This is a genomic window from Microbacterium sp. NPDC007973 (genome assembly GCF_042958465.1).
GTDB lineage: Bacteria > Actinomycetota > Actinomycetes > Actinomycetales > Microbacteriaceae > Microbacterium > Microbacterium galbum.
On the sequence record NZ_JBIBJJ010000001.1, the window covers coordinates 109,608 to 124,317 of the forward strand.

Below are 14,710 nucleotides of genomic sequence, written 5' to 3' on the forward strand. Positions count from 1 at the left end.
CCCAGGCTACTGCGCGGGGCGGATCACCAGCAAAAGATCCCCCGCCTCCACCTGCTGCGTGGTACCGATCGCGACACGGTCGACCACTCCCTCGACCGATGCCGTGATCGCCGCCTCCATCTTCATCGCCTCGATCGACGCGACCGCCTGACCCGCCTGCACCCGATCGCCGGGGGCGGCCTTCATCGTCACCACACCCGAGAAGGGCGCGGCCACCTGGCCGGGCTTCGACGTATCCGCCTTCTCCGCCTGCCGCGCCTCGACGTCGATCGATCGGTCGCGTACGAAGACCGGACGCAGTTGGCCGTTCAGCGTCGTCATGACGGTGCGCATGCCCTTGTCGTCGGCGTCGCCCACCGCCTCGAGCCCCACGAAGAGCTGCACCCCGCGCTCGATCTCGACGGTGTGCTCCCCGCCCGGGCGCAAGCCGTACAGATAATCGGCGGTGTCGAGCACGCTCAGGTCGCCGAAGCGCTCGCGCATCTCCAGGAAGGTGCGCGTCGGCGCGGGGAACAGCAGGTGGTTCAGGCGCGCACGCCGCTCGGCGAACTCCCCCGCCAGCGCCGCGGTGTCGCCGTCGGTGAGCGGGGTGGCCCCCGTCTTGGCATCCCGCCCGGCCAGCACCTTCGACCGGAACGGCTCGGGCCACCCACCCGGAAGGTCGCCGAGCTCACCGGCCATGAACGACACGACCGAGTCGGGCACGTCGTACTTCTCCGGGTTGCGCTCGAAGTCGGCCGGGTCGGCCTTGACCGCGGCGAGGTGCAGGGCCAGGTCGCCCACGACTTTCGACGACGGCGTCACCTTGGGCACACGGCCCAGGATGCGATCGGCCGCCGCGTACATGTCCTCGATCAGCTCGAAGTCGTCCGCCAGGCCGAGCGCGATGGCCTGCTGACGGAGGTTCGACAGCTGCCCTCCCGGGATCTCGTGCCGGTAGACCCGTCCGGTGGGGCCGGCGAGACCCGACTCGAACGGGCGGTACAGATGACGCACCGCCTCCCAGTACGGCTCGAGGTCGCTCACGGCAGCGAGATCGAGACCCGTGTCGCGCTCGGTGTGCGCGAGGGCGGCCACCAGAGCCGACAGCGACGGCTGGCTCGTCGTTCCCGCCATCGGCGCGGCGGCCGCGTCCACGGCATCCGCTCCGGCCGCCGAGGCGGCGAGCAGAGTCGCGAGCTGTCCGCCCGCGGTGTCGTGCGTGTGCACGTGCACCGGGAGGTCGAAGCGCTCGCGCAGAGCCGTGACGAGCTTCGTCGCGGCGGCGGGACGCAGCAGTCCCGCCATGTCCTTGATCGCGAGGATGTGCGCGCCCGCCTCGACGATCTGCTCGGCGAGGCCGAGGTAGTAGTCGAGCGTGTACAGACGCTCCGCGGGGTCGAGGAGGTCGCCCGTGTAGCAGAGCGCGACCTCGGCGACGGCGGTGCCGGTCGAGAGGACGGCGTCGATCGCGGGCCGCATCTGCGAGACGTCGTTGAGCGCGTCGAAGATCCGGAAGATGTCGACCCCGGATGCCGCCGCCTCGGCCACGAAGGCGTCGGTGACCTCCGTCGGGTACGGCGTGTACCCCACCGTGTTGCGGCCGCGCAGCAGCATCTGGATCGCGACGTTCGGAAGAGCCTGACGCAGCGCATCGAGGCGCTCCCACGGGTCCTCGCCGAGGAAGCGCAGCGCGACGTCGTAGGTCGCACCTCCCCAGGCCTCCACCGACAGCAGTTCAGGAGTCATGCGAGCGACGTAGGGGGCGACCCGGACGAGATCCCGCGTGCGGACCCGCGTGGCCAGCAGAGACTGGTGCGCGTCGCGGAAGGTCGTCTCCGTGACGGCGAGGGCGGTCTGCTCGCGCAGGGCGCGGGCGAAGCCCACCGGACCCAGCTCGCGCAGGCGCTGGCGCGAGCCCGCGGGTGCGGCATCCGTCAGATCGATCCGCGGGAGCTTGGCGCCGGGGTCGATCGAGAGGGGGTTGTCGCCGTGGGGGCGGTTCACCGTCGTGTCGACGAGCCACGACAGGATCTTCGTGCCGCGGTCCTTCGACTCCCGGCCCTTCAGCAACTCGGGGCGTTCGTCGATGAACGATGTGCTGAGATCCCCCGCAACGAACGCGGGGTCATCGAGCACGGCCAGCAGGAACGGGATGTTGGTGGAGACGCCACGGATGCGGAATTCGGCGAGGGCCCGGCGGGCACGCGCGACGGCCGCGGGGAAGTCACGTCCGCGGCACGAGAGCTTCGACAGCATCGAGTCGAAGTGCGGGCTCACCTGCGACCCCGCCGCGGTCGTGCCGCCGTCGAGACGGATGCCGGCTCCGCCGGGCGAGCGGTAGGTGGTGATCTTGCCGGTGTCGGGGCGGAAGCCCTGCGTGGGATCCTCCGTGGTGATGCGGCACTGCAGCGCGGCGCCGCGCAACTGGATGTCGTCCTGCTGCAGGTGGAGCTCGGCGAGGGTCTGCCCCGCGGCGATGCGCATCTGCGACTGCACGAGGTCGACGTCGGTGACCTCCTCGGTCACGGTGTGCTCGACCTGGATGCGGGGGTTCATCTCGATGAAGACGACCTCGCCGGCGCGCGGTCCCGCGGTCTCGAGCAGGAACTCGACGGTGCCCGCGTTCTGGTACCCGATCGACCGGGCGAAGGCGACGGCGTAGCGGTGGAGGTCCTGCCGCACGGCGTCGTCGAGGTTCGGCGCCGGGGCGATCTCGATGACCTTCTGGTGGCGGCGCTGCACCGAGCAGTCGCGCTCGAAGAGGTGGACGGTCTCGCCCGTGGCATCCGCGAGGATCTGCACCTCGACGTGACGTGGACGCTGCACGGCCTGCTCGAGGAACATCCGCGGGTCGCCGAACGCGCTCTGCGCCTCGCGCATCGCCTCGGCCAGAGCCGGCGCGAGCTCGCCCATGGCCTCCACGCGCCGCATGCCGCGGCCGCCGCCGCCGGCGACCGCCTTGGCGAAGAGGGGGAAGCCGATCTCCTCCGCCTGCGCCAGCAGGGCGTCGATGTCATCGGACGCCGGGGTCGAGCGCAGCACCGGCACGCCGGCTGCGATCGCGTGCTCCTTGGCGGTGACCTTGTTGCCGGCCATCGACAACACCTCGGCGGGAGGGCCGATGAAGGTGATGCCGTTCGCCGCGGCCTTCTCGGCGAGCTCCGGGTTCTCCGAGAGGAAGCCGTACCCGGGGTAGATGGCATCCGCTCCGCACTCCCTGGCGACGCGGATGATCTCGTCGACGTCGAGGTAGGCGCGTACGGGGTGACCGCGCTCGCCGATCTGGTAGGCCTCGTCGGCCTTCAGCCGGTGCAGCGACGCCCGATCCTCATACGGGTAGACCGCGACGGTGCGCGCTCCGACCTCGTAGGCGGCACGAAAAGCGCGGATGGCGATCTCTCCGCGATTGGCGACCAGGATTTTCGAGAACATGCGCACCTCACGTCAAGCTGGCGGGGCTGAATGTGCTCACAGCCTAGGGGACGGTAACGTGGACTCTCGTGCACGTACTCTCCGTCAGCTCTCTCAAAGGCGGGGTCGGCAAGACGACCGTGACACTGGGGCTGGCTTCGGCCGCCTTCGCGCGTGGCGTTCGCACTCTCGTCGTCGACCTCGACCCCCAGTCCGACGTGTCGACCGGGATGGACATCCAGGTCGCCGGTCGGCTCAACATCGCCGATGTCCTGGCGAACCCGAAAGAGAAGGTCGTCCGTCAGGCGATCACCTCGAGCGGGTGGGCGAAGGTGCATCCCGGCACCATCGACGTGCTGATCGGCAGCCCGTCGGCCATCAACTTCGACGGGCCGCACCCGAGCGTCCGCGACGTCTGGAAGCTCGAAGAGGCCCTCGCGACGATCGAGAGCGAGTACGACCTCGTTCTCATCGACTGCGCCCCCTCGCTGAACGCCCTCACGCGCACCGCGTGGGCCGCGAGCGACCGCGTGGTCGTCGTGACCGAGCCGGGACTGTTCTCCGTCGCCGCCGCCGACCGCGCGCTGCGCGCGATCGAGGAGATCCGCCGCGGTCTCTCGCCTCGACTGCAGCCCCTCGGCGTCGTGGTCAACCGCGTGCGCCCGCAGTCAATCGAGCACCAGTTCCGCATCAAGGAGCTGCGCGACATGTTCGGCCCCCTCGTGCTCAACCCGCAGCTGCCCGAGCGCACGTCGCTGCAGCAGGCCCAGGGAGCCGCGAAGCCGCTGCACGTGTGGCCGGGCGACTCGGCGCAGGAGCTGGCCGCCGATTTCGACGCGCTGCTCGACCGCATCGTGCGCACGGGCCGTATCCCGGTCGACAACGAGGCCCCGCAGGCCTGACCTCTTCTCGAGACGCCGTCCCGCTGCCGCGCAGCCGGGGCGGCGTTTCCTTTCGACACCGGACCGTCGAGAAGTCAGTCGACCCCGCCGGCACCGGTGGCTTCGACAGGCTCAGCCACCTCCGACGCGAAAAACCCTGCGCCCCGCGGCGAGTCCGGGAGACCGCCGGTACCCACGCGAGGGCCCTGAGCCTGTCGAAGGGTCCGGGCCGCGCGTGGGGTCGCTGCGCGCGGCCGCGCGACGAAACCCCGGATGCCGAGGCGTCCGGGAAGGGCGTGCCTCAGGCGGTGCGGGCGGCGCGACGGGCGGCGAGCTCGTCGACGGCCTCGGGCGTCGCGGCTTCGAAGTCGACGAGCGTCGACTCGACCTCGCGGAGCACCTTGCCGACGGCGATGCCGAAGACGCCCTGGCCGCGGCTGACGAGGTCGATGACCTCGTCGTTCGAGGTGCAGAGGTACACCGACGCTCCATCGCTCATGAGGGTGGTGCCCGCGAGATCGCGGATACCGGCGGCACGGAGCTGGTCGACGGCCGTGCGGATCTGCTGCAGCGAGATGCCGGTGTCGAGGAGTCGCTTCACGAGCTTCAGGACGAGGATGTCGCGGAAACCGTAGAGGCGCTGCGAGCCGGAGCCGCTGGCTCCGCGGACGGTGGGGACGACCAGTTCGGTGCGGGCCCAATAGTCGAGCTGGCGGTACGTGATGCCGGCGGCACGCGCGGCGACCGCGCCCCGGTAGCCGGTCTCGTCGTCCATCTCGGGCAGACCGTCGGTGAAGAGGAGGTCGGCGGCGAACCGGGGTTCACCGAGTGCATCGCCAGCGTTCATGCTCGCGTCCCTCCTCATCGGCTCGTTGGTTCCACGCTAGATCAGCGCGGGTCCCCCGGCAATGACATCCGCTCCGAGGGCCGCGGCGTGTCGCGATCAGGACAGCATTCGCTCGATCGCGTCGCGCACGAACAGGGTGCGCACCTCGTCGAGACGACCCGCGAGTTCGGGCGCGAGCTCGCTCGCGCGGGCCCGGGAGGCGGCGTCGGGGCGACGCAGGAGCGCGGAAAGGGCGGATTCGACGAGCGACACCTCGCGCTCGGCACTCTGGCGCAGCGTGCGGACGTGCCGCGGCTCGATCCCGTGACGGTCGAGGGCGACGAGGGCGCGCAGCAGCGTCACGGTCTGCTCGGAGTAGGTGTCGGCCCCCGCGATCACGCCCGTGCTCACGGCGTCGTTCAAGAGCTGCGGGCGTGCTCCGGCGGCAGTGAGCAGCTCGTCGCGGCGGTACCGGCGCGGCGCGGAGGTCATCGACGGGATCGACGTCGGCGGGGCGGGGTTGCGCCCCGCGTCGAGGTCTTCGAGATACTCGCGGATGACGACGAGCGGCAGATAGTGATCGCGTTGCAGCGTCAACGCGAGGCGCAGCCGTTCGAGATCGGCCGGCGAGAACTTGCGGTACCCCGACTCGGTGCGGGTGGGCGAGACGATGCCCTGCACCTCGAGGAAGCGCAGCTTGCTCGAGGTCAGCGCCGGGAAGTCGGGGGTCAGGCGCGCGAGCACCTGTCCGATGCTGAGCAGCCCCGCAGCCGCCTGACGACCACGGGAGGGGGCTGCCGCCATCAGCGCTCTGCCGCGGGCAGGTCGACCGGCGAACCGAAGAAGTTCAAGCGGAACTTGCCGATGCGCACCTCGGAGCCGTTCACGAGAGCGGAGCGGTCGACCCGCTCGCCGTTGACGTAGCTGCCGTTGAGGGAGCGCTGGTCGACGATCTCGAACGCCGAACCGGAGCGGATGATCTCGGCGTGGCGACGCGACACGGTCACGTCGTCGAAGAACAGGTCGGCCTCGGGATGACGCCCCACGGTGGTGACGTCGGTGTCGAGCAGGTACCGGGCACCGGTCGTGGGACCCGACCGCACGATCAGCAGCGCCGCCCCGGAGGGCAGCGCACCGATCGCTTCGAGCTCGGCCTCGGTGAGGTCGGCTCCGAAGGGGACGAACGACAGGTCGGCGTCGTGGGTCTGGGTCGTGTCGTGCGAACTGTCGCGGGCGACGGCGTCGGCCGCGCGTCGGATCTCGTCTCGATCGAATCGGCTGGTCTCGTCCACGGCTTCTCCTTCATATTCACCATAACCGATCGGTTCAGATCGAACGGGGGGAACCGACCGCGCGCGGGCCATGGTGATGCGTGATGTGTCTTCATTTCGTCGACACCGGACACCGCGGTTCGGGGCGCGGAAACGGCCGACGAGACACTCGAACCTATCGACCCGGGGTCCGTCGTGTCGAGTCCGGTGACGCCACGGGTGTGGCGGGTGAGGAGCGCGAGGACGCAGGTGACGAGAGCCTGAGCCGGTGAGGCCGCCGCCGGAGGACCCTCAGAGGGGCTCGGAGTCCCGCGCGCCGGGTGGGCGGAACCGCCGCGGGGTCCCGGCCCCTTCGACAGGCTCAGGGTCCTGGGGCACCGAGGTCGGGGTCCTGTGCGGGAGGTGGCTGAGCCCGTCGAAGCCACCGGAGCCGACGAGGTCCCGGCCCCTTCGACAGGCTCAGGGTCCTCCGGCGGGGAGAAGGGCCGGCACCCGGGGCGACCCGTCGCGCCGACGCCCTCGTTAGGGTCGAAGGATGACGTCCACCTCGGCGCCGCGTCGGCGCAGCCTCCCCGCCGTCCTGGCATCCCTCCTGTTGGCCGCCGCCGTGCTGTTCGTCCCCGCGACGCCGGCCTCCGCGCACGACGAGCTGGTGTCGACCGATCCCGCGGCCGACGCGGTGCTCGAGGCCGTGCCGCAGCGCATCACCCTCACCTTCAGCGCCGACGTCCTCACCGACCCGGGCGCCACGGTGGTCGAGGTGACCGATGCGAGCGGCGCGTCGCTCGCGGAGGGTGCCCCCGAGCCGTCGGGCACCGAGGTGACCCAGGCGCTGGCGGGGTCGGCATCCGGTGCCGTCACCGTGAAGTGGCGCGTCGTCTCCAGTGACGGACACCCGATCGACGGCTCCTTCGCGTTCACCGTCCCCGAGGCCGCCCCGACCCCGACGGCGACGCCCACGACCTCGGCGTCGGCAACCCCCTCCCCCACCGCCTCCGCCTCGGCCGCGCCGACGGAAGCGGAGACCCCCGCCGCGGCGCCGGTCGAGGAGTCGTCGGCGAGCTCTCCCCTCCCGTGGATCCTGCTGGCCGTGGCCCTGGTGATCGTCGCGGGCGTGCTCGTCTACGTCTTCGCCTCGCGCGGGCGTCGGAACGCCGCCGGTGGCGGCACGACCGGGCGATAGGCTGGAGCCATGCCTCATTACGATCTGGTCATTCTTGGTGCGGGTCCCGGCGGGTACGTCGCCGCGGTCCGCGGTGCGCAGCTGGGACTGTCGGTTGCGATCGTCGAAGAGAAGTACTGGGGCGGTGTCTGCCTCAACGTCGGCTGCATCCCCTCCAAGGCGCTGCTGCGCAACGCCGATCTCGCCCACACCTTCCACGCGAAGGCCGACCTGTTCGGCATTTCGGGCGACGTCACCTTCGACTTCGGCAAGGCGTTCGACCGCAGCCGCAGCGTGGCCGCCGGTCACGTCAAGGGCATCCACTACCTGATGAAGAAGAACAAGGTCACCGAGTACGAGGGTCGCGGATACTTCGCCGACGACCACACCATCGACGTGACCAAGACCGACGGCTCCAAAGAGCAGGTCACCTTCGACAACGTCATCATCGCCACGGGCTCGACAGTGCGCCTCCTCCCCGGCGTCACCCTGAGCGAGAACGTCGTCACCTACGAGGAGCAGATCCTCACCCGCGAGCTCCCCGAGTCGATCGTCATCGTCGGCGCCGGCGCCATCGGCATGGAGTTCGCCTACGTCATGACGAACTACGGCGTGAAGGTCACGATCATCGAGTTCCTCGACCGCGCCCTCCCGAACGAGGACGCCGAGGTCTCGAAGGAGATCCAGAAGCAGTACAAGGGCTACGGCGTCGACATCCTCACCTCGACGAAGGTCGACTCCGTCACCGACCACGGCGACAAGGTCACCGTCGCGTACACCGCGAAGGACGGCTCGACCGGCTCGATCGACGCCGACCGCGTGCTGATGTCGATCGGGTTCGCCCCCAAGGTCGACGGCTTCGGTCTCGAGAACACGGGCGTGAAGCTCACCGAGCGCGGCGCCATCGACATCGACGACCACATGCGCACCAACGTGCCGCACATCTACGCCATCGGCGATGTCACCGCGAAGCTGCAGCTCGCGCACGTCGCCGAGGCGCAGGGCGTCGTCGCCGCCGAGACCATCGGCAACGCCGAGACGCAGACCCTGGGCGACTACCGCAACATGCCGCGCGCCACCTTCTGCAACCCGCAGGTCGCGTCGTTCGGCCTGACGGAGCAGCAGGCCCGCGACGCCGGCCACGACATCAAGGTCGCGAAGTTCCCCTTCTCGGCCAACGGCAAGGCCAACGGCCTCGGCGAGCCGGTCGGCTTCGTCAAGCTCGTCGCCGACGCCGAGACGCTCGAGCTCATCGGCGGCCACCTCATCGGTCCCGACGTCTCCGAGCTGCTGCCCGAGCTCACCCTCGCGCAGAAGTGGGACCTCACCGCGCTCGAGGCGGCCCGCAACGTCCACACGCACCCGACGCTGTCGGAGGGCCTGCAAGAGGCCTTCCACGGCCTCGCAGGGCACATGATCAACCTCTGATCGCTCCACGCAGAAGGCCCGCCCGGTTCGCCCGGGCGGGCCTTCTCGCTTCTCTGCGTGCGCTCAGTGGCCGAGGGCGCGGGCGAGCTTCGAACCGGATGCCGCGCGGCGGCCACCGGCGGCGAAGACGGCCGCATCGACGGCGGCGAAGAACGCGGCACGACCCTCGTCGTCGGTCGGCCCGGCCGCGCCGAGCTCGACCTCCCATTCCCGCCAGGACGACTCCACGCCCCGGCGCTCGTCGCGCGCACGGACCCGGTCGTCGACGAACTCGGCGACCTCGTTGCCCTCGGCATCCCGGAGCGCGTACGCCGTGCGGTGGTTGCGCAGGCGGGCGAGGGCGGCGAAGGGCGGTCGAGCGATCGCGGAGACGGCATCCTGAACCGCCGGAGGCACGACCGGGTCGACCTCGGGGTCGACGTCATCGGCCTCGAGCGGCCACTGCGTCTCGGTGCGACCGGCGCCCTCGGCGGGCCCCTTCACGTGCCAGCCCGCGTCGGGACCACCCAGACGGCGCCGCATCGCCACGCCCGCACGGGCCAGATCGGCCGCGGGGGTGTCGAGGTAGCGCGCGTCGAGATCTCGCGGCTCGGGGTCACCGACCGTCGCCACCCCGGGAAGGGTCGACCAGTCGGGCAGAGGCGTGTCGTCGTCGACGTCGTACTTCGTCTCGACCTCGACGTTCGACGACCCGTTCGGGCCTGCGCTCAATCGTCGCGCCCGTCGGCGTCGGGGTTGATGTCCTCGGTCTCTTCGGCGAAGGCGAAGACCGCCTGGGTGGGGCCGTCGGAGTCGCCCGTGTTCGTGGGCTCGCCCTCGCGGCGGTAGACGAGCTGTCCCTCGCTGTAGGGCATGATCAGCGTGTCGTCGGTCTCGTTCTCGAGCGGGATCACCTGCCCGTCGAGCGGGCCTCCGGTCAGTCGTGCAATAGCCATTCCGTCAGCGTAGACCGCACCCGCGACGAGGCCCCGCGCCTTGACACCGCGTCGCCGCGATCGCTCGCGCCGCTGCTCCGGCAAGCACTCCGCGCCTCGCCGCCGCTCCCCCGGGGACTCCTCCGCGCCTCGCTGCCGGCGCTGCCCCGGGAACCACTGCGCGCCCCGCCGGCGGCGCTCCCCCGCCCGACGCGGGACCGCCCGACGGTCGCGGCCCGCTCGCCTAGACTCGCTCGGGTGAACGCGACGGACCTGCCCGGTGACCGCCCGTTCGTGCTGCTCGCGACGCGCGCCGAAGACGGCCCCGCCGATGAGGAGTACGCGCTGTTCCTGCGCTACACCGGGCTGCCGCCGCACCGTCTGCGCCGCGTGCGTCTCGAGCGCGAGACGATGCCCGCGATCGATCTCGACGAGGTGTCGGGGGTCCTCGTCGGCGGGAGCCCGTTCAACGCGTCCGACCCGTTCGAGCGAAAGTCCGCCGTGCAGCGTCGCGTCGAGGCGGAGATGGCACAGCTCGTCGCCGAGGTGGTCGCACGCGATGCGCCCTTCCTGGGCGCCTGCTACGGCGTCGGCACCCTCGGGACGCACCTCGGTGCGCCGATCGACGGCACGTATGCGGAACCCATCAGCGTCGTCGAGGTGACGCTGACCCCGGAGGGGCGCACCGACCCCCTGTCGGCGGGCCTCCCCGACGCTTTCACCGCGTTCGTCGGCCACAAGGAGGCCATCAGCATCCTTCCGCCGTCGGCGGTGCTGCTGGCGTCGTCGGCCGCGTGTCCGGTGCAGATGTTCCGCGTCGGACGCAACGTCTACGCCACGCAGTTCCACCCCGAACTCGACGTCGACGGGATCGTCACCCGCATCCACGCCTATGCCGGGTGCGGATACTTCGCCTCCGGCGACCTCGACCTCACCCTGTCCGCGGTGCGGCGGGCACCCGTCACGGCGCCGTCGCGCATGCTCCGCACCTTCGTCGAGCGCTACGCCCGCTGAGCGGCGGCCGGCACCGCTCGGCCCCTACGCCTCGGCGAGGGACCCCGGCGAATCGACCCGCACGACCTCGATCGGCGCGGTGACCGCCGGGTGCGCCCGCCGCAGGTACGGCTCGAGTCCCAGGTCGACCAGGTGCACCCGCCCGGCGAGTTCCGGGCCCCGACCGCGCACGAGACCCGACTTGATCGCACCGAACGTGACCGTGACATCAGCCGGGAGCACGGCGGCATCCGCGGATCCGTCATCGGGATCGAGTCCGCTCGGGAGGTCGACCGCGACGATGCGCGGACGGTGCGGGCGGGCGAGCAGGCACTCCACGATCGCGCGGGCGCTGCCCCGCATCCGCCGGTCGGCGAGACGGCCGATCCCCAGGATGCCGTCGAGCACGAGGGTGTAGTCGTCGATCGCGGCGCAGATCTCCGAAGCCTGCCGCACGACCACGCCGGCGGCGACGGCGGCGTCGAGGGCGGCGCGATGCACCCGGTCGCGCACGAGCACGACGTCGACGCGGGAGTCGGCGGAACGCGCCAGTTCGGCGGCGGCGTACAGCGCGTCTCCCCCGTTGTCGCCCGCGCCGACGAGCACCAGCGTCGGTCCGGGTGCCGTGTCGCGCTCCGCTGCGGCGACGACGGCCAGGGCATGCGCCGCCCACCGCATCAGCGGTCTCCCCTCCGCGAGGAGAGGCGCCTCGGCCGCGCGGACGGCATCCGCGGTGTAGGCGGCGACCCGCGCCGCCCCGGCGGGGGTCGGACCGTCAGACACGCGCGTCCGCTTCCGCCTCGTCCGCACGCGTGGCGGCGGCGGGGTCGCTCTCGGCGAGGGTCTCGCGCTCCTTCTTCTCGGCCGCGCGCGCGGCGTCGAGCTCGCCCGTCGCGGCACGGACGGCCTTCTCGGCGCGCCGCACCCGGAATTGGATCATCGTGGAGGCGCCGTACTTCGCGCGGACGCGATCGTGGTCCTCCTCGGTGGCGACGGTGATGTACGCGCCCGCGATCAGGATGACCTGGCTGGACAGGTTGAGCCACAGCAGCAGGGCGATGAGCGAGGCAAAGGTCGCCAGCAACGGGTTGTTGCCCGCACCGCCCACGAACAGGCCCGACAACTGCTGCAGCACCACCAGACCCACGCCCCCGAGCAGCGCCCCGCGCACCAGCGTGCGTCGACGGGTCTTCACGCCCGACAGCACGGCGAACGCCACCGCGACCGCCGCGGTGTCGAGGGCGAGGACGACGACCGTGGAGAGCGACCAGGTCAGCACGGCCGTGAGCCAGGAGTCCGCTGAGATGCCGAGCAGACCACGGACGAACGTGAGACCGGCCGTCGCGAGGAAGGTCACCGCAGCCGCCCCCACGAGCGCGACGCCGATGCCGACGGCGACGGCGAGGTTGCGCACGATGACGAGGACGGGCAGGGTGTCATCGGTCGCCACCCCCGCGATCTGGCGGAGGGCCGTCCGGAGGGAGCCGATCGCTCCGATCGCGGCGCCCAGCAGACCGATCGTTCCGATCACACCCGCGATGGTGAACTCGGTCGGCGCTTTGATCTCGCTGACATCGAGCAGACCGTCGGGGCCCACCAGGCCGGGGACGACGTTGTTGACCGAGCGCTCGAGCGCCGCGATTCCCTCGGGGTTGCCCGACAGCCAGACCGCCGCCGCCGAGAAGCCGAGCAGCACCGCCGCGAACAGACTGAACAGCGTGCGATAGGTGACGCTGTCGGCGAGGACGGGGCCGCGTGCCCCCGAATAGACGAGGAAGGCGCGCACGAGGCGGAGCGACAGGGCCCACGCGGTGACGCGACGGATGAGGTCGGCCATGGGGTCAGCGTATCGATGCGGCCGCACCGGGCCGGACGGGCTTGACCCGCCGCCCGTCGCGCGACAAGCGGCCGGGCACCGGTCACGACGCCGGGGTCAGCAGGCGCACCCACGCACCGAGCAGCAGGAACGGGCCGAAGGGCAGACTCGTTCCGCGCGCACCCGCCGCGAGCACGCCGACGGCGGCGACGCCGGCGGCCATGAAACCGAGGGCGACCCCGGATGCCACGGCCTCCGGGCCGAACCACCCGAGGTGCGCACCGACGAGGGCGGCGAGCTTGACGTCGCCTCCGCCGAACGCCTCGGGCCGCGACAGACGCACCAGCAGGCACGCGCCGAACGCCCCGAGGGCGCCGAATGCGACTCCGGCCGCGAGTGCCGGTCGTCCGGCGGTCGCCGCCGCGACCGACAGGATGAGAACCGCCGCCGCCGTCGCGGGCAGCACGACCACATCGGGCAGACGGCGTCGACGCACGTCGGTGATCACGAGCACGACGCTCACGACCGCGAACAGCGAGAGCGCGACGGTGGGGAGCGACGACGGTGCGTCTGACGACGACGGCCGCAGCACAGCGCCGTGCGTCTCAGGCGTCGAGCACGGCGAGGTCGACCACGACGGTCCCGCCCGGCTCGATCCCCTCGGCGTCGCGGACCGCCCGCTTCAGCGGCAGCACGTACACGCCACCCGCCTGCGGGAAGATCGACGTGCGGAACGACGTGGAGCCGATGGTGGCGTCGACACGCACCCCGCCGAACCCGCGGCGGAACGTCTGGGTCTCACGGATGTCGTAGCTCAGCTCGGCGGGGAGCGCGACGAAGTACCAGTCGCTGTCGCTGCGGGCCTCCCACCGGAACACGACGCCGTCGAACTGCACGAGCACGGGGCCCTCCTTTCGTCGCGGAACCGTCACGCTACCCCGCGACGTCCCCGGGGCGCGGCATCCCTCCCCGGGGAGGAGCCGTCGGGCGGAGAGACCGCGGATCCCCGCCGCGGCGCACGCACCGCGGGCGGTCAACCGGGTCAGCCCGTCTCCGCGCGCCGGGCACGCACCCTCGTCACCACGCCGTCGACGCCGAGAGCGCTCGCGACCGCGAGCACGTACACGACGAGGTCGCGCGCGTCGAACCCGGAGCCCAGCACGAGGGCCGCGACCGGCATCCGCTCCGCCAGCGTGATCGGCACCCCGGTGAGCTGCAACAGCTCGACGGCGACGCACCACGCGGCCGCGCCCGCCGCGAGAACCGGCGGTCGTGCGCGCGGGAGCAGCAGGACGAGCCCCGTGTACGCCGCCGCGGCGTACAGCGCGTCACCGGCGACGTCGGATGCCACCGAGGAGGGCATCAGGCGGTGCACCGCGAGCCCCGCGGCGACGACGACCGCGAGGGCGAGGACCGCCGCGAGACGCCGTGTCATGCAATCACCCCGGCCGCGCGCGCGGGAGCAGCGTAGGCGGTCGCGAGCGACTCGACGGTGTCGTGCGCGTTCAGACCGCTCGGGTTGGGCAGGACCCACGTCTCGCACCCGGCGATCGCCTCGTCCTGTCGACCCGCGACGGCTTTCGCACGGTCGAACCCCTGCCGATACGCGGTCAGTCCGACGACCGCGACCACCCGCGGCCGCCAGGTCGCGACCCGCTCCGCGAGTGCGTGCGCGCCCGCGCGCAGCTCGTCGCGCGTGAGCTCGTCGGCCCGGGCCGTGGCGCGGGCGACGAGGTTGCTCACCCCGATCCCCGCATCGAACACGAGACGCCGGTCGGCCTCCCCCAGCGTCGACGAGTACGCGGGCGAACGCGGCAGGATCCCGGCTTTCACCAGAGCCGGCCAGAAGCGGTTGCCGGGTCGCGCGAACGGGGTACCCGTGGCGGCCGTCCACAACCCCGGGTTGATCCCCACGAACAGCAGACGCACCCCGGGCTCCACGAGGTCGGGCACCGTGGCATCCCGGAAGGACTCGAGCTCGGCACGCGTGAAACCCATGAGACCACTATGACCAGTACCGGGCCCG

16 protein-coding genes are annotated in these 14,710 nt (G+C 71.7%); 4 read left to right on the forward strand and 12 right to left on the reverse strand.

The window, feature by feature from the left end; translation table 11 throughout:
• Positions 1–6: 6 nt before the first annotated feature.
• Positions 7–3,414: a pyruvate carboxylase gene (locus tag ACFZA2_RS00575; RefSeq protein WP_391399257.1), complete on the reverse strand. Its 3,408-nt coding sequence runs from the start codon at positions 3,412–3,414 to the stop codon at positions 7–9.
• A gap of 68 nt (positions 3,415–3,482) precedes the next feature.
• Here ACFZA2_RS00575 and ACFZA2_RS00580 point away from each other — a divergent pair, with 68 nt between their 5' ends.
• Positions 3,483–4,295 carry a ParA family protein gene (locus ACFZA2_RS00580; protein WP_298875452.1) on the forward strand — a complete coding sequence of 271 codons (813 nt, stop codon included), beginning with the start codon at positions 3,483–3,485 and terminating at the stop codon, positions 4,293–4,295.
• A 280-nt stretch (positions 4,296–4,575) separates the two neighbouring features.
• Here ACFZA2_RS00580 and ACFZA2_RS00585 read toward each other — a convergent pair whose 3' ends face one another.
• From ACFZA2_RS00585 to ACFZA2_RS00595, 3 genes are all read right to left on the reverse strand, one after another.
• A complete protein-coding gene (locus tag ACFZA2_RS00585; RefSeq protein WP_315992998.1) occupies positions 4,576–5,121 on the reverse strand; it encodes a MerR family transcriptional regulator in 546 nt (181 codons plus the stop codon).
• A 96-nt stretch (positions 5,122–5,217) separates the two neighbouring features.
• A complete protein-coding gene (locus ACFZA2_RS00590; protein WP_391399262.1) occupies positions 5,218–5,904 on the reverse strand; it encodes a MerR family transcriptional regulator in 687 nt (228 codons plus the stop codon).
• Positions 5,904–6,392, reverse strand: coding sequence for an FHA domain-containing protein (locus ACFZA2_RS00595; protein ID WP_391399266.1), 489 nt, complete (start codon positions 6,390–6,392; stop codon positions 5,904–5,906). Before ACFZA2_RS00595 ends, ACFZA2_RS00590 begins: the two co-directional genes overlap by 1 nt.
• 514 nt (positions 6,393–6,906) lie before the next feature.
• On the opposite strand from ACFZA2_RS00595, the gene ACFZA2_RS00600 reads away from it, so the two are divergent.
• Both ACFZA2_RS00600 and lpdA read left to right on the forward strand, forming a co-directional pair.
• Positions 6,907–7,554: a copper resistance protein CopC gene (locus ACFZA2_RS00600; RefSeq protein ID WP_391399269.1), complete on the forward strand. Its 648-nt coding sequence runs from the start codon at positions 6,907–6,909 to the stop codon at positions 7,552–7,554.
• Between the two features lie 9 nt (positions 7,555–7,563).
• Positions 7,564–8,961: a dihydrolipoyl dehydrogenase gene (gene lpdA, locus ACFZA2_RS00605; protein ID WP_315993001.1), complete on the forward strand. Its 1,398-nt coding sequence runs from the start codon at positions 7,564–7,566 to the stop codon at positions 8,959–8,961.
• Between the two features lie 63 nt (positions 8,962–9,024).
• Here lpdA and ACFZA2_RS00610 read toward each other — a convergent pair whose 3' ends face one another.
• Together ACFZA2_RS00610 and ACFZA2_RS00615 are read right to left on the reverse strand one after the other, a co-directional pair.
• Complete coding sequence (locus ACFZA2_RS00610; protein ID WP_391399273.1) at positions 9,025–9,672, reverse strand: CYTH domain-containing protein; 648 nt, start codon at positions 9,670–9,672, stop codon at positions 9,025–9,027.
• The gene (locus ACFZA2_RS00615; RefSeq protein WP_315993003.1) at positions 9,669–9,896 is read right to left on the reverse strand and encodes a response regulator; all 228 of its coding nucleotides are present in this window, start codon (positions 9,894–9,896) and stop codon (positions 9,669–9,671) included. The genes ACFZA2_RS00610 and ACFZA2_RS00615 overlap by 4 nt, the downstream gene beginning before the upstream one ends.
• 237 nt (positions 9,897–10,133) lie before the next feature.
• Here ACFZA2_RS00615 and ACFZA2_RS00620 point away from each other — a divergent pair, with 237 nt between their 5' ends.
• On the forward strand, positions 10,134–10,889 hold the full coding sequence (locus ACFZA2_RS00620) for a glutamine amidotransferase (protein ID WP_391399276.1): 756 nt from the start codon (positions 10,134–10,136) through the stop codon (positions 10,887–10,889).
• 24 nt (positions 10,890–10,913) lie between these two features.
• On the opposite strand, the gene ACFZA2_RS00625 is transcribed toward ACFZA2_RS00620, so the two are convergent.
• The 6 genes from ACFZA2_RS00625 to ACFZA2_RS00650 form a co-directional block, all read right to left on the reverse strand.
• On the reverse strand, positions 10,914–11,651 hold the full coding sequence (locus ACFZA2_RS00625) for an NAD(P)H-hydrate epimerase (RefSeq protein WP_391399279.1): 738 nt from the start codon (positions 11,649–11,651) through the stop codon (positions 10,914–10,916).
• Positions 11,644–12,705, reverse strand: coding sequence for a YihY/virulence factor BrkB family protein (locus tag ACFZA2_RS00630; protein WP_391399282.1), 1,062 nt, complete (start codon positions 12,703–12,705; stop codon positions 11,644–11,646). Before ACFZA2_RS00630 ends, ACFZA2_RS00625 begins: the two co-directional genes overlap by 8 nt.
• Positions 12,706–12,787: 82 nt before the next feature.
• Complete coding sequence (locus ACFZA2_RS00635; RefSeq protein WP_391399285.1) at positions 12,788–13,276, reverse strand: prepilin peptidase; 489 nt, start codon at positions 13,274–13,276, stop codon at positions 12,788–12,790.
• Between the two features lie 13 nt (positions 13,277–13,289).
• The gene (locus ACFZA2_RS00640; RefSeq protein ID WP_391399288.1) at positions 13,290–13,586 is read right to left on the reverse strand and encodes a DUF1905 domain-containing protein; all 297 of its coding nucleotides are present in this window, start codon (positions 13,584–13,586) and stop codon (positions 13,290–13,292) included.
• 140 nt (positions 13,587–13,726) lie between these two features.
• On the reverse strand, positions 13,727–14,119 hold the full coding sequence (locus ACFZA2_RS00645; RefSeq protein ID WP_391399291.1) for a DUF2809 domain-containing protein: 393 nt from the start codon (positions 14,117–14,119) through the stop codon (positions 13,727–13,729).
• Positions 14,116–14,682 (reverse strand): mismatch-specific DNA-glycosylase, encoded by a 567-nt coding sequence (locus ACFZA2_RS00650; RefSeq protein ID WP_391399294.1) that lies wholly within the window; start codon positions 14,680–14,682, stop codon positions 14,116–14,118. The genes ACFZA2_RS00645 and ACFZA2_RS00650 overlap by 4 nt, the downstream gene beginning before the upstream one ends.
• Positions 14,683–14,710 lie beyond the last annotated feature (28 nt).